17 protein-coding genes are annotated in these 19035 nt (G+C 35.9%); 11 read left to right on the top strand and 6 right to left on the bottom strand.

Annotation, left to right across the window (positions count from 1 at the left end):
* Position 1 precedes the first annotated feature (1 nt).
* The gene (locus M2273_RS16905; protein ID WP_429398907.1) at positions 2–919 is read right to left on the bottom strand and encodes a DUF6624 domain-containing protein; all 918 of its coding nucleotides are present in this window, start codon (positions 917–919) and stop codon (positions 2–4) included.
* A 310-nt stretch (positions 920–1229) separates the two neighbouring features.
* On the opposite strand from M2273_RS16905, the gene M2273_RS16900 reads away from it, so the two are divergent.
* From M2273_RS16900 to M2273_RS16885, 4 genes are all read left to right on the top strand, one after another.
* Positions 1230–2468: a hypothetical protein gene (locus M2273_RS16900; protein ID WP_429398906.1), complete on the top strand. Its 1239-nt coding sequence runs from the start codon at positions 1230–1232 to the stop codon at positions 2466–2468.
* Between the two features lie 80 nt (positions 2469–2548).
* Complete coding sequence (locus M2273_RS16895; RefSeq protein WP_429398904.1) at positions 2549–5320, top strand: outer membrane beta-barrel protein; 2772 nt, start codon at positions 2549–2551, stop codon at positions 5318–5320.
* A gap of 5 nt (positions 5321–5325) precedes the next feature.
* Positions 5326–6087 (top strand): GLPGLI family protein, encoded by a 762-nt coding sequence (locus M2273_RS16890; RefSeq protein WP_429398902.1) that lies wholly within the window; start codon positions 5326–5328, stop codon positions 6085–6087.
* Between the two features lie 202 nt (positions 6088–6289).
* Positions 6290–6445: a hypothetical protein gene (locus M2273_RS16885; RefSeq protein ID WP_429398900.1), complete on the top strand. Its 156-nt coding sequence runs from the start codon at positions 6290–6292 to the stop codon at positions 6443–6445.
* Between the two features lie 104 nt (positions 6446–6549).
* Here the strand turns inward: M2273_RS16885 and gwsS are convergent, their stop codons facing one another.
* From gwsS to M2273_RS16870, 3 genes are all read right to left on the bottom strand, one after another.
* The gene (gene gwsS / locus M2273_RS16880) at positions 6550–7572 is read right to left on the bottom strand and encodes a grasp-with-spasm system SPASM domain peptide maturase (protein ID WP_429398898.1); all 1023 of its coding nucleotides are present in this window, start codon (positions 7570–7572) and stop codon (positions 6550–6552) included.
* Between the two features lie 201 nt (positions 7573–7773).
* Positions 7774–8775, bottom strand: coding sequence for a grasp-with-spasm system ATP-grasp peptide maturase (gwsG, locus tag M2273_RS16875; protein ID WP_429398896.1), 1002 nt, complete (start codon positions 8773–8775; stop codon positions 7774–7776).
* Positions 8776–9246: 471 nt separating this feature from the next.
* A complete protein-coding gene (locus M2273_RS16870) occupies positions 9247–9402 on the bottom strand; it encodes a hypothetical protein (RefSeq protein ID WP_429398895.1) in 156 nt (51 codons plus the stop codon).
* Positions 9403–9848: 446 nt separating this feature from the next.
* Between M2273_RS16870 and M2273_RS16865 the strand changes: the two genes are divergently transcribed.
* Both M2273_RS16865 and M2273_RS16860 read left to right on the top strand, forming a co-directional pair.
* Entirely contained in the window at positions 9849–12053 is a 2205-nt protein-coding gene (locus M2273_RS16865) for a peptidase domain-containing ABC transporter (protein WP_429398893.1), read from the top strand.
* Complete coding sequence (locus M2273_RS16860; protein ID WP_429398891.1) at positions 12054–13268, top strand: hypothetical protein; 1215 nt, start codon at positions 12054–12056, stop codon at positions 13266–13268. It abuts the gene before it with no gap.
* Between the two features lie 507 nt (positions 13269–13775).
* On the opposite strand, the gene M2273_RS16855 is transcribed toward M2273_RS16860, so the two are convergent.
* Entirely contained in the window at positions 13776–14519 is a 744-nt protein-coding gene (locus tag M2273_RS16855; protein ID WP_429398889.1) for a hypothetical protein, read from the bottom strand.
* Positions 14520–14647: 128 nt separating this feature from the next.
* Between M2273_RS16855 and M2273_RS16850 the strand changes: the two genes are divergently transcribed.
* The 5 genes from M2273_RS16850 to M2273_RS16830 all read left to right on the top strand — a co-directional run bounded on the left by M2273_RS16850 (position 14648) and on the right by M2273_RS16830 (position 18558).
* Positions 14648–15004: a BlaI/MecI/CopY family transcriptional regulator gene (locus M2273_RS16850; RefSeq protein ID WP_429398887.1), complete on the top strand. Its 357-nt coding sequence runs from the start codon at positions 14648–14650 to the stop codon at positions 15002–15004.
* Between the two features lie 784 nt (positions 15005–15788).
* Positions 15789–16232: an SRPBCC family protein gene (locus M2273_RS16845; RefSeq protein ID WP_429398885.1), complete on the top strand. Its 444-nt coding sequence runs from the start codon at positions 15789–15791 to the stop codon at positions 16230–16232.
* Positions 16233–16257: 25 nt separating this feature from the next.
* Positions 16258–16782, top strand: a complete 525-nt coding sequence (locus M2273_RS16840; protein WP_429398883.1) for a DinB family protein — start codon at positions 16258–16260, stop codon at positions 16780–16782.
* Positions 16783–16841: 59 nt separating this feature from the next.
* Positions 16842–17276 carry a VOC family protein gene (locus M2273_RS16835; RefSeq protein ID WP_429398881.1) on the top strand — a complete coding sequence of 145 codons (435 nt, stop codon included), beginning with the start codon at positions 16842–16844 and terminating at the stop codon, positions 17274–17276.
* A gap of 226 nt (positions 17277–17502) precedes the next feature.
* A complete protein-coding gene (locus M2273_RS16830; protein WP_429398880.1) occupies positions 17503–18558 on the top strand; it encodes a hypothetical protein in 1056 nt (351 codons plus the stop codon).
* 101 nt (positions 18559–18659) lie between these two features.
* On the opposite strand, the gene M2273_RS16825 is transcribed toward M2273_RS16830, so the two are convergent.
* A complete protein-coding gene (locus M2273_RS16825; RefSeq protein WP_429398878.1) occupies positions 18660–18893 on the bottom strand; it encodes a hypothetical protein in 234 nt (77 codons plus the stop codon).
* Between the last annotated feature and the right edge of the window lie 142 nt (positions 18894–19035).

Raw genomic sequence — 19035 nt, 5'->3', positions numbered from 1 at the left:
CTTACTTGTATTGGTTAACAGAACTTAAATAATATTTGAGCGGAGGAAGCCCCAACGGCTGTCGCCGCTTATCTACATTCCGTACGTCTAAAATAGGCTGTGGAATAAGCAACCCATTTTTTTCCAGTTTAAGTTGAGTACCATACAGTTGATACTTATGCAAATATATGGAAACTCTATCTTCGAGATAAGCATAATCGGCCTTCTCATCAGAAATACCGCTTTTTATGGCCTGTTTAAATATTTTAAGATATTTGACCTGATCATCAGGATGATTATCAGCATGTTGTATAGTTAAAAATAACGCTTTTTCTCCTTTTCCTCCCACTTTGTGAGAGCCAAGCCAACCATACTTGTCAATAATTTGGCTTACTAATGAAAAATTTTTCTCATCGTCATTACTAATTTTGCTTTGCAAATCATTTACCTGGTCACTCTGGATTCCGTATTGTTTGATTGCTTCGTTCAACAACCGCCTGTGCTGCTGATCATTTTTATAAACTTCGTCCAATATTGTTTTTACCTTCAAATTATATTTTTTTTCAGCCTCCGCCTGATTTGCTTTAATTATTGCAGTGACCGAGTTCCATCTGGCATCTTTTTTTAACTGATTGAGGTTGTTATCATCTTCAACTATAGAGAGATCATTAAACCTTCCTTTTTCTGCTAATACTTTTAAATATTTGAACGCGACATCTTTTTTATTTGCCTGAGCGTAAGAAGCCACCGCATTATAGTAGTCTTCGTTAACAATAATATCCGTATTGTCGATGGCTTCAGAGTAAGACTGACCCGCGGCAAGATATTTTTTGTGGAACAATAGAGAATCCGCCTTGAATACGGATCTGAAATATTCAAGATTTTGCGCAGAAGAGCTAACCGTAATAAATACCAATGGAATCATAAAACGTGTTTTCATTCAAATAAAATAAATTGTGGTTGACACTTTTAGTACATGGAAATAAACTTCAATATTGCATTTTTTCTAATTACCACTATAAAAAGTTTTTAAACTGCAATCAATATTTAATACTTATTAAACGGTATTCTAGCAAAATTGTTTCTATTTATAGTTTTTGAAGACAAAATTATTAATTGAAATTATTTTTCTTATTATTTCGAAAAACCATAGTCAAGTTAATAAAAATATTATTATTTTACCTTTCCTTAAAAGCAATACCGTTTTTCAATCTTTACTACCAGGTTGAGAAGCGTTTGACATAAAACCTATGCAAAAAAAAGAATACTTAACGACACACAAAACATTTAGTTCCGAGTGGTGGAACGATTTTTTAGAACAATCTGATGGTATGAAGAATGCTGTCAAAATAAGCAGTGCATTGACTTCTGAACAGGTAGAGAATTTCAATGAGGAGCTAAAAAAATTATTAGGTCAGGCATCATTAGGAAATAAGTTCAGGATATACATAGATGGGGTACAGCAGGACAATAAGGTCATGAACATTTCCATGCCTGACATGGGAGAAAGCTTAACCAACTGGGTAAAAAGAATATTTTGCGAAAGAAAATTCGGAATGATAATAAATCAAAGCGAACAGCTATCTGAGTTCTTATCTGCTCAAATTTTTCATGACCTCCAGCCGCTGATTCAGCACATCGGTATACCTTTAAGAGGATATAATATTACTATATTTCTTGGGAACTATGGTTATACTCCGTTAGGAATACACCAGGACGGGCCGGGTAATAATGTTTTACATTATCACCTGGGGCCATCTGAAAAGATTATGTACAATTGGAATGAACATGATTTTGACATTGATGCTTTACGTGCGCTACCGCAGGAAGAACAGTTGCTTCACGCTGATAAGTTTGTTATTAAAAGCGGTGACTTGTTTTATATGCCATGGAATAAATACCACATAGGCTATACAGGTGAATTTTCTGTAGGTGTTACAGTTTGGTTTAACAATCCTACCAGATTTTCATATCTCCATAGGCTGTTCGAGGAAACAATGAAATACGATCTTAAAGAAAATGAGTCAATTCTCCCAGCCGATTTATTTTCACTCGTCACGAATAAAGACACGTTTTCGAAATACATTATTAATCAAGAAGGGTCTTTTAATTCTGTTGACGATTTGATGTATAACTACTTCAATGCTGAAAAGCTAAAACTTTCAAGCAATGCCTACTGGAATTCTAAAACCCTTATAGAAAGCGGGAAACAGTTATCAAAAAATGACCTGGGGAAATTTGTGCATATTGTTAGTCCTTATAAAATATACTATGAGGTAAAAGAGAATCATTGTCACCTCTATTACCGGGGACATAGTTTGATACTGAAAAACGAGCCAAAGATTTTTCAACTAATCGAAAAATTAGACTCACGTGAAAAGCTAACTGTCGCTGATATATTAAAGTATTTGTCTCCAGAGTTATCTGCCAGGGAAACGATTATTTTTCTGACTGATCTATACCAAAAACAGTCAATTACCCTCTCTTGACCGGGTGGTTAATAACATTTACTTATAATAAATCCATCAATATAAAGCACAAATCAATTAGCAATTCGAAAAATACAAACATGAGAGTTTTATTTTTATTTATATTTCTTTGTTTGACCAAGGCGGTATGGGCCCAATCAAATTATGAGGTTAAGGGGAGTGTTTCGAATACGTCTTCCCATCAATACTTGGCTAATGCTACGATAACTATTTTATCAGCAAAAGATTCGATCCTGAAAGACTTTTCATATGTCCTAAGTAATGGAAGTTTCCGAATGACCGGATTAAACCCGGGCAAATACATTTTAATAGTTTCTTATCCTGATTACGCAGACTTCGTGGAACGCATCACGCTTGATTCGTTAAACCATCAAATTGATTTTGGTGTCATTGATCTCGAGCTGAAAAGTCATATTCTCCAAGAGGTCATTGTGAAGGCGAGAAAAACAAGCACAAAACTTTTAGGAGACACGTTAGAATTTAATGCCGGCAGCTTCGTGATTCAACCCAATGCAAATGTCGAGGATTTGCTCAAGCAACTGCCAGGCATACAGGTAAACAAAGATGGTAAGATACGAGCGCAGGGACAGGTTGTAAATAAGGTATTAGTAGATGGCGAGGAATTTTTTGGAGATGACCCTACACTGGTAACACAAAATATACGGGCAGACATGGTTGAAAAAATTCAGCTATTTGACAAAAAGAGTGATCAAGCTGCATTTACAGGCGCTGAGGATAACAAAAAACAAAAAACGATCAATATTAAACTGAAAGCGAATAAGAAAAAGGGAACATTTGGAAAATTAGATGGCGGTATCGGCACGAATAAATATTATCAAAATCAACTTTTGGCCAACAAATTTAACGGAGACCAAAAGATATCTGCTTATGGTACGCTTGCAAACACTGGCAAACTTGGCCTAAGTTATCAGGATAATAATCGTTATACATCGTCCTCTGACGTTCAAATGCTGGATGTAGGAGGCGCCGTTGTCGTGAATATTGAGAGTACTGATGAATTGGAATCGTACAATGGCAAATACAACGGCCAGGGAATCCCAAAGGCGGCGGCAGGAGGTCTGCATTTTAATGATAAATGGGATCAGGGCAATCAATCTCTCAACGCTAATTATAAAGCGGGGTCCTTATCTGTTAATGGCAGTCGAGATATATTGACACAAAACAGCTTACCATCAGGATATCTCAAAAGCGATGTTAACCAGGTATTCGATAATGATTTTTTCAAACAAAAATTTGATGTGACCTACATGAAAAAATTAGATACGACAGCTATCCTAAAAATCGCGATTGATGAAGCAACGACTAATGGAAAAAGCCTTAATCGGTTTAATACAGTCGGATCAAAGGAAGATGATGTTCTCTTAAACCAAAATAACCGGGAATTGTACAACGATGCCGATCGGTCTATATTACACAGTAATATCTTGTTGACTAAAAAGCTAAAGAAAAAAGGGAGGAGCATTTCTTTTACTTTCGATGAGTACTTTAATCAAAATAATGCCAATGGCTATATCAACTCGAATACGAATTTTTTTGGCGCTGGTGGACGGTTAGACAGCGTTCAGGTTACCAATCAATTGAAGGTAAGCAAAGAGAAGAATACTGTGTTACAAGCGAATGTCAGTTATACCGAACCCATTTTAAAGGACTTAAGTGGTATATTCAGCTATGCGTTAGGCATCACCAATAACAGCTCCGATAAACGTTCTTTTGACCGGGCTTCACCAAGCATCCTGGATTCCGCTTTTAGTAACAGCTATCATTTTGATCAGTATTATAATGAGCTCGGTTTCAATTTTAAGTACTTTAAGAAGAAAGTCAATTACAACCTTGGCACGACGTTAGGAAATGCCAAATATGAACAACTTAATAACTTTACGAACGAAATAGCCAATCGCAATTTTACGGTGTGGAACCCGCATGCGGGGATCAGCTACGCTTTATCCAAAGAAAGTTCGCTTAAATTAAATTACTACGGCAATACGCTGCAGCCAACAATAGACCAACTTCAACCGCTAACTGTTAATACGGATCCGCTCAACTTAACAGTTGGAAATCCAAATCTGCAACCAGCGTTTAGAAATATAATTAGACTGGATTATACATCTTTCAAGGCAGTGAACGACCAGTTTATTAATGCAAGTGGTTCCTATTCAATTATCAATAAACCAATTGTGTCTAATATTATGACTGACTCTTCAGGAAAGAGTACTTACCAATATGTAAACATGACCAATAAAAATTCGTTAGCGTATAATTTAAGTGTAATCATGCAGCAAAAATTACAAAAATCAGATGCTACGCTTGGTATCCAGCTGGATGCTCATAGCAACAGTTATTATAATTTAGTGAACAACCAAGAAAATTTCACCAGGGGAGCCAATTACTCCATGCTGTTCAGTATAAGTAAATACAAAGAAGAAAAATATGACTTTTATGTCGCGTTAGGCCCGGAGTATACAGTTAGCAAATCATCTCTGCAGGCGATAAACAACAATGGGCCAGGTTTTAACGGGAGCGCCTCTGTCACAATTTACCTGCCGGGAAAAATTCAGGTTGGGACAGATGGCGATTATCAATTCAGGGCGAAAACTGACGCCTTTGATAACAACTTTAGCCGTATTCTTTGGAATGCAACTTTAAGCAAATCTTTTCTTAAGAATGAAAACCTGAAAGTATTGCTTAAGGGGTACGACCTGCTTGATCAAAACAAAGGCTATGACCGGGTCACAGCTGCCGGTATACTTACGCAAACAACTTATACCAGCATCCGAAGATATTTTATGGTTTCAATAAATTACAACTTTAACAAAGTTAATTCTCCAAAATAACTGCTATGAGAATTTTAATCTGTTTTTTATTTTTTGTGCCAACGCTGGTTAGCGGGCAGGCAAAGCGGTTCATAACCCAAGGTCGGATAGAATATGAGAGAACGGTAAACATGTATGTAATAATTGCAAAAAACACTCATAAAGATAACGAAATCTACAGAACCAAAGCATTTGAAGACTATAAGTCTTCAAATCCACAGTTCAAAAAACTTAAGGGAACGTTAACTTTTCTTAATGCGGAGTCCGTCTATGAGCCAGAAAGTAACATTGACAAGATAGATCAATTTGACAGGGACCCCATGGCCAGTCAACATAATATTACATATAGCAATATGAAATCTAAATCCTTTATCACTCAAAAGGATGTCTACGGCAGTACCTTTCTGATAAGAGATAGTTTAAGAAGCATCAAATGGAAGATTACTGATGAAAGGCGGGACATAGCAGGTTTTCAATGCAGGAGAGCAAATGGCTTAACAAAAGATTCAGTTTATGTGGTTGCTTTTTATTGTGAGCAAATTCATGTTTCGTCGGGGCCTGAATCTTTTTATGGATTACCGGGAATGATTCTTGGGGTAGCGCTTCCTCACGAGAATGTGACTTGGTTTGCTACTAAAGTAATAGAAGAACCAGTTGGGGCCGGCATGATTAACCCACCTGTCAAAGGCGAGCCAATCACTTATCGTGCATTGGTGTCAAAATTAACGAGTTCGCTGAGTAAATTAGGCTCGTTAGCACCAGCTGCGCTAAGGGATTTTAAATTATAAACTGAGACGAAAATCTTCGCTAAAAGGAATATTAAAGATTGTTATTATCAAATATGATTCGAATGGAAAAGAGCAAAACTCAAAAAATAAAAAAAGTAAAATATATATTTAAAATAATTTTATAATATTAAATAAATTAAATATACTTGTATATGACGACGTTATTCACTGTAGACTAACTGGTTGCATAAAAAAAATACTTATGGAAAATTTCGAAAACCTATCTGATGAGCTTTTCAAACCAGTTGAAAAGGAAGAACTAAATTCAATGAAAGGTGGCAACGCACCTGCTTACGAAGTTACTATTACCGCTAAGAGCAGTGATCCTACCTTCCAAGACAGCTCATCACGCGACTAATCCCATTAAAAATGGATTAACACAGCGGAAAAGGGTGGCAATAGCTGCCCTTTTCCGTTTAAGGTGTCTTTCGTAAATCTCGTTTACGGAGTCAATACACTTAACTAGAACCCCCATTTAACCAGATAAGGATCATAAGAACATTTGAGTGGTTTATTATATTGAACTGTAAGATTTTGTGTGTAAGCTCTGCAATCGGTACAAATATATCTGAACTCGCAATCCCTGCAGATATTTATCTCGTCTTTATTTATATTCCAATATTCTTTGAATTTTAATATTTCTAATACTTCATTTAAATTTGTTTGTGATATTTGGCCATACGATTTATCCATGGATGGACAATTTTTTATATAACCGTTAACATCAATAGATATTTTCTTATTGAGGCAAGTATTAAATTTGAGCGCTTCCCGATACATGGCTTGATTAACATTAAAATATGCAGGATTAATAATTCCACAGTGAGCGGCTGACGTAATATTGGTATCGATAAAATTAATTGTCACGCCAACCCTGTTTATTTCTTTTAAATAAGATCGAGGACTTTTGAACAGGGTAATTAGGTTAATTCTTGGAAACAGCTCACATAATTCGATTAAGGCTTGTTCACTAATTGAATCATCAAAAGGCATTAATATTTCAATGCCTGGAATTTTTGTAACATCAAAGGTTTTTAATATTTCATTTATTCGGCTTAAGCCAACCATTGAAAACAAACGAACTTCGACCGCTTTGCATCTTAAGGAATCAATTTCCATTACAAATTTGCTTAAATCATAGGTGCTCTGGGCATCAATGTCTATGATCGCATTTGTTATCTTTTCCGGGCGTTCCCAGTTAAGGTTCAAATCTGGATACCGTTCAATTTCCTCTTCGCCACATTCAAAACCTAAACCTTCTTCAATCAAAGTGTTAAAATACTCTTCTATTTTAGAATCATATTGATTGTTGTAATAAGATTTAATTGATTCCATTGTCAGGTTTTTATGTTCAGTGAGAATCTTAAATAAGATATTCGGTATGAATTTATAAGTGTAATATTGAAGATCACATATAACGCTTCTTTTCGCCCCTTTTACTGGTAAACAGTTGGCAAAAAGTTTAAAAACTGATTTGTTTAACATATGTTAAATTAAAAACATTTGGAAATTCTTTTATTAAAAGCTTGGCAAAAAACGATGTGGTCAGGATCCGAAATTAGCGCGAATTTTTTGGTGTAGTTAAAATCATTCTCCCATTCCGCTGACGTTCGGCATTTGAATTGAGAGAAATTTGCGGGTAAGTGATTAATCAGTTCCTCTTCTTGATTGAAAAGATCAATTAGTTCAGGATTGAGTTTGTTGTCGGTCATAATTAACTAAAAATTGGGCTATTTTCTTGTCTATTTCATAATTACAGGGATACGAGGTCATTCCAAACTGACCAATGGGATTGACTTCTAAAAAATAAAACTTATGGTCTTGGGAAAGCACAAAATCTAATGAACCATTTGATAGGTTTATTGACCTCATCAATTTGCATATTTTATTTTCGATCTCAGCCGGCAATTTATATGGAATTGTTCGGGAAGGCCGCTCGAAATCATAATTTCTAAAATCTATAGTTGTTTTGGAATCGTTTTGAGAAAGGATTGCCATCGAATAACATTCATCATTCATGAAAAAAACCCTTATGTCATACTTTTTTTCAATAAGCTGCTGAAAAAGTGTGGGGTAGAAATTAGCGGGTCCTGAATTAAGTATATCCTCAGTCATTTCAGACGTGAAGAGAAAGAACTCGTATTGGATATCATGAAAGTAAGGAATTTCTGTGATAGGCTTAGAAATAATTCTTTTATTTTGAGATAAAAACTGCAAGGCACTTTTTTTATTATTCGCAATGATTGTATTCGGTATCAAAAGATTAAACTCCTTTGCTTTAACTAGAATTTCCATTTTCCTATTCTTCCTTACGTTTTCAGGGTGGTCGAACCATTTAGCACCGACGATCGACGAAAGAAATGCATTTCCGAAGGCATTCATTTCCTTGTATATGTAATCGTAAATATAGGAAGCCCATATCTTATTATCCGTTAGTTTAAAAAGATCATTAAACGCTTCTTGGTAAAACCATCGGCGAAACCAAACAATTGTAGTTTGATCTAACTCCATGGAGATATTTGTATCATCAAAATGGAAATCATCATTGGATAGTTTAAATTCAAAATCAGATTTTAGACTCGTAAATTGATTTTCATTGAGTCTTTTATACTTACCTCCTAATGCCTCGATCCACTCAATTACCGCATAACTTGAATAATCGGACGATCTTGACAGGATTAAAATCATATTTCAGCTAATTAAATATTAATAATGTTAAGGTTGTTCTTCTTGCAAAAACTGAGATTACTTTCCTATTGAGTATATTTCTTCTTACTATAACATTCAATCATATGCGCTAATCTCAATAAGCACTCTAATGAAATTCAGCGTGTGGATACTTTGGTAAATTTTTAAATATCCCTTCGTCATATCTGATTTGCCCTAATACTATGTTCTAAACCTCGCTCTTAAACAAGTGTATTACAGTATGTATCAAATCTCGTCATTCTGAAATAAATATGATTAAGAAAAACATGACGTCACCATCATCGCCTATGAATTTCACCAATCACCATGCTTCTGTCATCAATATTATTCAGCGGGTTACTCTAAAAAGCAATTTTGAACGAAATTCGTAATTAGTCTAAAATTTAAGCGGCATGTAGATTCGAACTATTTATTATTCAAACCCCATGCCGTTTAATAAAAACCTGGTTCTCAATTGCCGGGATCATTGGCGTAATCGCTCACCTCGTGCCCAATAGTCGTAATTGTCCGAACATTGGCTTCAGAGACTCCGCCACGAATAAGCACAAGTTCTTCCTGTTTAATCCTTTGAAAAAGGGTGTCATTTAACTCTTCAAATTGCTCCATTTGGTTTCAACGCATCCATTTGTCATAAATTAGCCAAAATCGTCGTTGATGCAATATAATAATATTATTTAATAAAATTCGAAACTCTCCATATATGATCATTATGTTTGCGTTTAAACTGATAACTTCTCTACTAATTCATTGCAAATAGCAGTTTGAAACTATTTTTTCCCGTTGCTTGTCGAATAAAAAAATCTGACTTTTGAAGCCCTCGTTAGTAAAGTAATGAATATTATTTACTGAAAATGCGCTCATTATAGCTGCCTTTCTGTATGAATGTGTAAAGGCCACTTCGACAACTTACTCATCATTGCCTTAATATATCTTGCTGAACTATGAATTACGACGACAACTGACGGTAAGCGAAAAAATAATTATTAAAACTGCGGCTTTCTGCATTTATAATTTAAAATTACCATATTATTTTTTATACTTGGTAATACAATATGAAATTTAAGTTTTACAAACAACTGGATGTGATGGATTGTGGTCCCACGTGCCTGAAAATGATTTCCGAATTCTATGGCAAGACTTATAGTATTCAAAGCATTCGCGAAAAATCTTTTATAAGCAAAGAAGGTGTGTCCATGTATGGGATCGGACAAGCAGCTGAAAAACTAGGATTTCGTACGATGTCCGCTAAAGTTAATGGGGAAACATTACTAACAAAAGCTCCCTTGCCCTGTATTATCCATTGGAATCAAAACCACTTTGTCGTTGTTATCGGTACCGTAATCCATAAGGTGCGAAACGAAGTTACCGCAGTTAAAGTTGCTGATCCAGCAATCGGAATTATTACTTATACACTTAATGAATTTTTTCAAAAATGGGAACGGTCTGGTGAGAATGGCATAGTGATGCTATTGCAGCCAACACCTTCATTTTACGAATCTGTTGATGAGGGTGAAGCAAAAAATGTGAGTTTTAAATATCTTATCAAATATTTGCGGCCCTACCGAAAGTTAGTTATCCAATTACTACTTGGACTAATTGTCGGAAGCTTGATTCAGCTAATATTTCCATTTCTGACGCGGGCACTGGTTGATTACGGAATTAACAAAAACAATCTTCAGTTTATTTATCTAATTCTGTTTGCCCAACTGATGCTTTTCACAGGCAGAGTTTCTACCGAATTTATAAGAAATTGGATCCTGCTTCACATAAGCACCCGTATCAACCTTTCCATACTTTCTGACTTTTTAATCAAGCTCATGAATTTACCCTTGTCCTTTTTCGATGTCAAGAAGCACGGAGACATCTTACAAAGGATCCGGGATCATTCATATATTGAGGCATTCCTCACCAATTCGACTCTTAACATGCTTTTTTCAGTGCTCAACATGCTCGTCTTCGGCATTGTTCTGTGCTATTATTCGGTGACGATCTTTTTAGTTTTTCTTTTCGGGAGTGCTTTATATGGCGTGTGGGTCTTACTTTTTATTCAACAACGCAGGAACCTCAATTTCAAGAGGTTTGATATTCTGTCAAAGGAACAATCAAGCCTTTTTAGCCTCATCAGCGGAATGCAGGATATCAAATTGGCAAATGCTGAGATGCAGAAAAGATGGAGTTGGGAGAAACTGCGCTTGATATTATTTGATGTAAATGTTAAGATCATGACATCCAGTCAATATCAACAGATTGGCGGGCTCTTTGTTAACGAGGGAAAAAATATAATTATAACTTTTCTAGCTGCTAAATATGTACTTGAAGGAGACCTCTCACTTGGCACTATGCTATCTATACAATATATAATAGGGCAGTTAAATAGTCCAGTTGAGCAGTTAATTCAGTTTTCCCAGTCAGCTCAAGATGCCAAAATAAGCATCGAAAGACTTAACGAAGTTTATGCTATAAGGGGTGATGACTGGCAAACAGGTAAGGAACTTAAGGAAGTGCCACATCAGAAACTTATTAGTATAAACAACTTAAGATTTAACTACCCTGGATCGAACCAATTATCAAAGCCCGTATTAAATGATATAAATCTTGAAATCGGGGAAGGAACATTGACAGCAATTGTCGGCGTGAGCGGTAGTGGAAAAACGACGTTACTCAAATTGTTGTTGAAATTTTATTTACCAACGGCCGGGAAAATTTTAATTGATGGTCACGACTTACAATCAATCAATAATTCGGCTTGGCGTTCGGAGTGTGGTGTAGTGATGCAAGATGGATTTATATTTTCCGAAAGCATAGCAAATAATATCGCCTTAGGGGATGAAAATCCCGATGAAAAGAGATTGGCAGAAGCGACGAGAATTTCTAATATTGATGAATTCATAAACTCACTGCCGCTAGGTCTCGACACGCTGATAGGTGCCGAAGGAAATGGAATTAGCCAAGGCCAAAAGCAACGCATTCTTATTGCGAGGGCCGTGTACAAAAACCCCAAGGTTCTCTTTCTGGATGAAGCAACGAACTCTCTTGATGCCAATAATGAAAAGGAAATTATGAAGAATTTTCAAACATTCTTTAAGAATCGCACCGTTATTGTTGTTGCCCACAGGCTAAGTACGGTTAAAGACGCTGATAAGATCATCGTGCTAGACAAGGGAGAAATCACAGAAATAGGGACGCATGATTCGTTGGTAAAGAAAGCCGGGAAATATTTTGAATTAATAAAAAATCAATTGGAGCTTGGAAACTAAATGAGCAAAATTAAGCCAATCAACATTACTAGCCACAATGAGAAAGTCGATGAGGTTATTACACGAGTGCCGTCCTGGATCCTCCGGTGGGGGATATTGACAATCTTTACAACCCTAGTGGCAATTTATTTATTGCTCAATAGCATTAAAACACCAGAGTCGATAAACGTAAATCTTAAGTTAACCAACGGTAGCGCTCCTGTTATAATTAATGCCAAATCTTCAGGCACGCTTAGTTTAAGCCCTTTGTTGGAAAGCCGAATGGTACGCAAAGGCCAATTATTAGCACTGATTACGAGTGGTGCTGATGAGCGGCAGATCAGCTATTTAGACTCGCTCTTAAATAGATTAACGAAAGATAGCTCTACAATAAAATTACCGGAATTCAGGGATGGATTGCTTTCTATAAAAGATGTAGGCGAGCTAGCAAAGCCGTTGGCATTATTCAAAACACTTTTTATAAAATACCATATATTGTTGGATGGACATAATGAGACAGAACTCAATTGTTATAGCAATATTCTTGAAGCGCTTCAGGAAATTAATCGGACCCTTGATGAAAGGAACAGATTACTAGTTAGCATTCAGTTGGCTGCAAAATATGCTGAGACAATTAAACCTACAATTAACAAAAGAACTAAAGCACTGGAGAACCAGAAGCTTGAAACGGAAAGATTGTCGGAAAATCTCACAGTAATACGAACCAAACTTGATACCTTAAGACATTTAGCTCGGCTGTCCTCACCAGAAGATCGGTTATGGCAATCTTTCACCGCGTTGAACAAAGCGGTTGCAAGTTATAAAACTAAATATATAATAACAGCAACATATAACGGAAAGGTCAGCTACTTGCAGCCTAACCATTACTCAGTTTCAATAGGAAAGCCATTATTCGTATTGACACCCTCAAAAGTCGCTAAACTACAAGCTGAGGGAATAGTTACAAAGAAAAGAGCTTTAAAGATAATACCTAAGCAAGAAGTGCTGTTGAAAGTAACCGGATATAAATTTCAAGAAATAGGTTATCTAAAGGCGCAGATAGCTGCCATCGCAAGTCTTAATGGTGAAAAGGTCTTGGTTACTGTTGACATACCTATAAAGGATTTGCCTGTCAAGTCAAAAAAAATCGCAAACTCACTTACAGCAGGAATGCAGTTATCGGCAGAGATTGTGATAGGTAATAAAAGCCTAATTGATAGATTTTTAGGATATTAAATGTTTTTTCTTTAACCTTGAAATAGCGAAACTCAATTTCAAGGTTGCTATTTTCAGCTATCCGTTTTTTTAAACCAATAGATATACGGGCCATATCATCGAAGGCGCGAAAGGGGCATTGACGCTATTACCCAAGAAAGTTGTACTTGGTTAATGAATGGAAAATAGTGCGTATCCTGTATGTTTTCACTGTAGGCTCTACTGAACCGTTCGAAATAACTGTTCTGCATAGGTTTGTCAAGCTGTGAATATTACACTGCGATTCTTTGCTTTCAAATCGCCCCTTAAACTCTTTGTCGATAAACTTGGGGCCGCCATCTACTCTAATGCAGGTTGATCTTGTTCTGCTCATAAAAAGTCAGCTCCATACCCGCATGATTGGCTCGGTCAAACAGTTTCCACAGCAATAGCTTAACGGTTATAGCCATCCATTATTCAGCATTCGAACCTTTTGTTCATTAGTACTTTCACATTATATTTTGAGTAATAACTTTTCAGAAATTTAAATTAATTTTCAAAATTCAACAGCTTGGTACTTTTAGGATCCAATGGCTCGAACTTTAACTCAGCATTGCCGCTTGGGTCGCTAACAAGTAAAATTCTGTCCGTTTTGTAAAATACAAGTTCATCCTCTTTAAGAGAAATTTTTATCTCATTTGAATTTAACCAGACTATATTAGGCCGTCCCTCTGTTACCTGCCTTATTTTTTCTTTATATGATGAGTCAATAGCAGGGAGTTTCCTGAGGTCAAGATAAATTTCTTTTGCTGATACCGCTTCCCTTAAAATAAAATACATTGAAGGCTTATTCTCTGGAAGTGATGTGTCAATTATTAGCCTTTTTCTTAGATCTTTATTATATATTTTCATGTCTTCATCCGTCATTTTATAAAGCTGACCTTGCACGATCTTAATATTTATCTTAATATTTTTTTTTGAATTGACTCCAAGACTGCCGACTATAGTTGTGTCGCCATTTGAAAGAAATGATAATAGGGTTTTAATGTTTATAACCTTAGATTTCTCCGAGTTGCTTACTTGAATGGGATTGGGAGCTGGCGTGTTATCCCTATATTCAACTAATCGGACAGTTTTATTGTCTTGTCCAATCCGATATATTCCTCCAGGGCTATCCATATCGTTTAATGAATTATACATTACAAAACCCGGGAGTATTTCTTTTTTTGAAACACATGAGGAAATAATTAATAATAACAGCCAATAAGCGTGTTGAATGCCTCTTTTTTTCATAATACGAGTTATATTTTTATGAAGTTAGAAATTTAAACAGTTAATAAAAAAATATTATTTATTAAAGATATATTTGCTTTTAGATTAATGGAGTCAACAAAAATCGCTGTACAAAAAATTCATCTAAAATGGAGATAATTAAACTTACGCGCTTAGAAGAAGAGGTAATGCAAATTATATGGGAATTAGAAAGTGGCAATGTAAATGAAATTATAAAAAATTGGAAAAAAAAACCACTCCCCGCTTACAATACTATTTCAACCATTGTCAGAATTCTTGTAAAAAAAGGTTTCTTAACAACTAATACGACTGCTAAAGCACACATTTATATTCCGCAGATTTCCAAGGAAGGCTATCTGGAAAAATTAGTCGACGATTTGGTAGACAATTTTCAATTCTCAATTGCGAATCTTATCCTTAAAAATTTCCAAATAGGAAAATGTTCATTAACAGATCTGCATCAAATGGAAACTATTTTAAAATAAAGTAGCCAAACTGACGGCTAATCGAACCCCAAATGTGCGTATTTAGCCGAGAATGAGCGATTGTATTATGGTAAAAATTAAAAACCCGATCTACATCAAATTTGCAGGCAAGCCCATGATTTGTCGACTTGTCAAAATACTCAGCTTTCCAATAGTGGATATCATTGATGTCCCGATAATCGATATCGTTAAGTTTGTAACACCCAATAAATGGGGATTTTAGAAAAACCATAATAGTTTCTTCGTTCGGCCAACCTTTGGAGGTTTCAACAATTTCGTTACCAAGTCGAAGTTCGGAATTTAAAATCTTCGTCAATTCACTACTAAAATTGTCTATGTGCTCCTGAGTGATCATTAAATTAATTGCCTTATAATTTTAGATAAATATAATTTTAATAATCATTGCAAATAAATATAGTAAATAATTTATTGGTTCAAATCCGCTATTAACCGCAAATCAACAAGGAAATGGTTCGATATAAGGTAAGCTCTAAATAAGAGCTCTTTTCCATATATAGTTTGAGTAATAATCCAGACTTGTGGCTAACACCACACGACCTAAACTTTGATGTGCTGAAGAAATCTGCATAAATAAAAACCATCCATGCCAGAAAACTGTTCATATGTGATAAAGCGGTTGGGTAAGCATATTTGGTGTATCTCATCGGCCGCGATTGAATAATGTCGCAATCTACCCCTTAAATTGTCTTTTTATGCCTCACGGCCTCTTGTATTATACTATAATTTTGTTGTAATAAAACACAAAGCTCTTAAAAATAAGCTTATGAAAACGTTACAGTACACAAAAGAAATCAAAGCACCGGCCCAAAAAGTTTGGGATACGCTTTGGAATGAAGCCACGTATTCCCAATGGACGGCCCCCTTTAATCCTAACGGCGGCTCTACTATGCAAAGTGATTGGAAAATAGGCGGGAAAACACTTTTTCTGGATACTAAAGGCAACGGCATGGTGAGTACCCTAAAGGCTAAGAACGAACCACATGAAATTGTGTTTGAGCACCTGGGCGAAGTAATAGATGGAAAAGAAGATACCTCCAGCGAAAAAGTGAAGAGCTGGGCGGGCTCCTTAGAAGAATATCACCTTTCCGAAAACAACGGCATTACCACCCTCAAAGCTTCTGTACAAACAGGAGAAGAATGGGAAGAGATGATGAACAATGGCTTTACCAAAGGCCTGGAAATAGTAAAGGAACTCTCAGAACAGTAAACTTTAATTTTATAAAAAGAACACAATGGAAAAGCCTGTAGCTAAATCATTGACAATCGTTATCCCGGCTTACCGCATGCATAGCCAGATGTTTAACAACATGCTGTATGGTGTTCGGGAACAGGATGCCCAAACGCGTATTGAAAATAAAACCAACCATTTGGCCTGGATGGTGGGGAACCTGGTTAACTGCCGGTATTGGCTGGCTGGTGTTTTGGGCATTCCAGGGAAAGATCCGAACGAAGATCTGTTTAAGGATGCAAAAGCGCTGGATATAAACGCCAAATATCCATCGCTTGATGTGCTAAAAAAGGAATGGCATAAGATATCACCGCTGTTATATCAAAAGTTACTATCCGTGGAGGAGGCGGAACTTGTGCAGGCCCATGAATTCGGGATGAATGTTTCTTACGTAGAAGAGAACAAGCTGAACACGGTGGGTATGTGCATAGACCGTGAAAGCTATCTTTTCGGGCAATTGGGCCTGATGCGTAAGGTGTTGGATTATGGAGCCGTAAAATATGATATGGATGATGGCTTAGGCTATTAAGCGGCAGGTTTACAGTATTGTGAATTGATTATAATAAATAACTTTTTTAAATAATTATCATGGCAAAATTGAATTCGTATCTGAACTTTGACGGCAATGCCGAAGAAGCGTTCATTTTTTACAAATCCGTTTTCGGTGGTGAGTTTGCAGGAGGTGTTATGAGAATGGGTGAAGCGCCGGGCTGCGAAAATATTACTGAAGCAGAAAAAGGCCGGGTGATGCATGTTGCCTTGCCAATAACAGGTGGCGATGTGCTAATGGCTTCGGACACTATGCCTTCTATGGGGCAAAAATTGGTAGTAGGCAATAACAACTACATCTGCGTTAGCCCGGAAAGCAAAGACGAAGCAGACCGATTATTTGCAGGTTTATCAGAGGGCGGCGAGGTGGAAATGCCCATGCAGGATCAGTTCTGGGGTGATTATTTTGGCAGCTTTAAAGATAAATACGGGGTATGCTGGATGGTCAATTATGGTACAGAAAAGAAAGCGTAAAAATAAATAACCCTCGACACTTTTAAACCCTTCAGATTAAATTCTGAGGGGTTTTTTGTTGATTTCCCCTGCTAATAGGCTCTTTCTGATGCATTATTTTATTTAAATAATAACAGTCATAATAAAAATATAATATATATGTTATTACTATGATTGCATTAGTTTCTTGTTATGTATAAGAAACTAATTATATTATTTTGTTTATAAACCTTATCGTCTTTAAAAAATGAATGCCTTGTATGGAAAGTTTAATATTGATATGTTACCTTCTGATGTTATCGATGTTACCGACAAAGTTAAGAGGTATTTGAATGGTAATATAATTGAAATTCCAAAACATACTAATTTTGATACGCTGTTTGGTAAAGTTGGCAATAACAAAAGAAACTACCTGCAAATATCAGTCAATGATCAAGTTTTCAATTTAGCAGAAGACGAATATATTGAAAATATAAAACTTGATCTGACAAACAAAATTAATAGAATAAAGATCATATATTATATATACACAAGTCCAAATTCAAACTGGCGTGCCATAGTTTCAGGCCAATTATATCAATTGAAAAGCTATGGTATATTATCAGAGGCCGATTTGTATATTCATGTTACGGACAGTAATAATTACCTTGAAGAAATAAAAGGGCTAATTAATAGCATAGTACCTGCCGCTATAATTAGCGCCTCGTATAACAATCAATTTGAGTATCCTGCAATTAAACTTTTATATGACTTGGCAATACAATATCCCGATAATAATTTCATATATTTTCATAGTAAGGGGATGACCCATAACCTGCATTCACGATCTCTGCAAGAAATAATGTTGCTTACAAAAACCTTTGAAAATTGGAGGAAAAACATCCAGCTTTTGAACAAGGAAGGAATAAATAAGGTGGGTTTATTTTCATCAGAACAAGGATGGATCTGGTATAACTTCTGGTATGCTAAAGGAGGATATTTGGCAAGTTGTACTGCGCCTGAAATATCCGATTTTAGATATTATTATGAGTCATGGCTTGGATTAGCCGACCCTAACAGGCAAACACCTGCCAGCGATTGTATCAATCTTTTTGAAATAAAAAATATTTCGAAGCCATATTTTACCCCCGTTGAGGCTGATATCTATAAGGAAAACCTCATGGAAAAATTATTTTCACACGCCGAATCAAAGGATTTTCGCGTGGTAAGAACACCCTTAATGATATATTGTCAGTTAAAGGTAGATTCATTCTTTAAACTATTCAAGAAATCAAATTTAAGGAAGTTGGTTCGAACCCAGTAACCCCCACACTTTTAAGCCCTTCAGATTAAATTCTGAGGGGTTTTTTGTTGCCTGAAGATTTGCTCTGGGTAAAAAAACTACTGATTAATAAAACTACACAGCTATAGTCGGTTTAATTTTATTTTTGCGATGATCTGATAAATGATTTCCTCAGCCAGGTTGCCGGGATTGCTGCATGTGCGTAGATAAGGACCTTCCGGTTCTAAGCTCAGTACTATAGCTTCATTACGAAATACCTCAAACTGGCATTTACCGTTACCATGGTCCTTATTATCCCTAACATCAAACACCTCAGATTCTTTGCCGTGGCCTATTACTACTTCGAAATTCCTCATCACTGATTACTTATTTATTGACTAACAACAAAACAAGGTAATTGTGAAAATTATTTTAATTGCATTTATATGTGCTGATAATTGTAAGCAAAACCTGACCGGTTTAGAAGAGACATTTGATATAAAATCACATACGAGGCCT

Origin of the sequence: Mucilaginibacter lappiensis (assembly GCF_050433765.1) — a bacterium.
Taxonomy (GTDB): Bacteria; Bacteroidota; Bacteroidia; order Sphingobacteriales; family Sphingobacteriaceae; genus Mucilaginibacter; species Mucilaginibacter lappiensis_A.
The sequence above is the reverse complement of the archived record's forward strand: the minus strand, read 5'-3'. Positions and strand labels throughout refer to the sequence as shown.

Excerpts from the sequence above, each read along its gene's own strand:
- M2273_RS16840 (WP_429398883.1), top strand. The coding sequence starts at position 16,258 with ATGGAAAAGCCTGTAGCTAAATCATTGACAATCGTTATCCCGGCTTAC.
- M2273_RS16845 (WP_429398885.1), top strand. The coding sequence starts at position 15,789 with ATGAAAACGTTACAGTACACAAAAGAAATCAAAGCACCGGCCCAAAAA.
- M2273_RS16855 (WP_429398889.1), bottom strand. The coding sequence starts at position 14,519 with ATGAAAAAAAGAGGCATTCAACACGCTTATTGGCTGTTATTATTAATT.
- M2273_RS16830 (WP_429398880.1), top strand. The coding sequence starts at position 17,503 with ATGAATGCCTTGTATGGAAAGTTTAATATTGATATGTTACCTTCTGAT.
- M2273_RS16905 (WP_429398907.1), bottom strand. The coding sequence starts at position 919 with ATGAAAACACGTTTTATGATTCCATTGGTATTTATTACGGTTAGCTCT.
- M2273_RS16870 (WP_429398895.1), bottom strand. The coding sequence starts at position 9,402 with ATGGAGCAATTTGAAGAGTTAAATGACACCCTTTTTCAAAGGATTAAA.
- gwsG (WP_429398896.1), bottom strand. The coding sequence starts at position 8,775 with ATGATTTTAATCCTGTCAAGATCGTCCGATTATTCAAGTTATGCGGTA.
- M2273_RS16900 (WP_429398906.1), top strand. The coding sequence starts at position 1,230 with ATGCAAAAAAAAGAATACTTAACGACACACAAAACATTTAGTTCCGAG.
- M2273_RS16850 (WP_429398887.1), top strand. The coding sequence starts at position 14,648 with ATGGAGATAATTAAACTTACGCGCTTAGAAGAAGAGGTAATGCAAATT.
- M2273_RS16865 (WP_429398893.1), top strand. The coding sequence starts at position 9,849 with ATGAAATTTAAGTTTTACAAACAACTGGATGTGATGGATTGTGGTCCC.
- gwsS (WP_429398898.1), bottom strand. The coding sequence starts at position 7,572 with ATGTTAAACAAATCAGTTTTTAAACTTTTTGCCAACTGTTTACCAGTA.
- M2273_RS16895 (WP_429398904.1), top strand. The coding sequence starts at position 2,549 with ATGAGAGTTTTATTTTTATTTATATTTCTTTGTTTGACCAAGGCGGTA.
- M2273_RS16825 (WP_429398878.1), bottom strand. The coding sequence starts at position 18,893 with ATGAGGAATTTCGAAGTAGTAATAGGCCACGGCAAAGAATCTGAGGTG.
- M2273_RS16890 (WP_429398902.1), top strand. The coding sequence starts at position 5,326 with ATGAGAATTTTAATCTGTTTTTTATTTTTTGTGCCAACGCTGGTTAGC.
- M2273_RS16860 (WP_429398891.1), top strand. The coding sequence starts at position 12,054 with ATGAGCAAAATTAAGCCAATCAACATTACTAGCCACAATGAGAAAGTC.
- M2273_RS16835 (WP_429398881.1), top strand. The coding sequence starts at position 16,842 with ATGGCAAAATTGAATTCGTATCTGAACTTTGACGGCAATGCCGAAGAA.
- M2273_RS16885 (WP_429398900.1), top strand. The coding sequence starts at position 6,290 with ATGGAAAATTTCGAAAACCTATCTGATGAGCTTTTCAAACCAGTTGAA.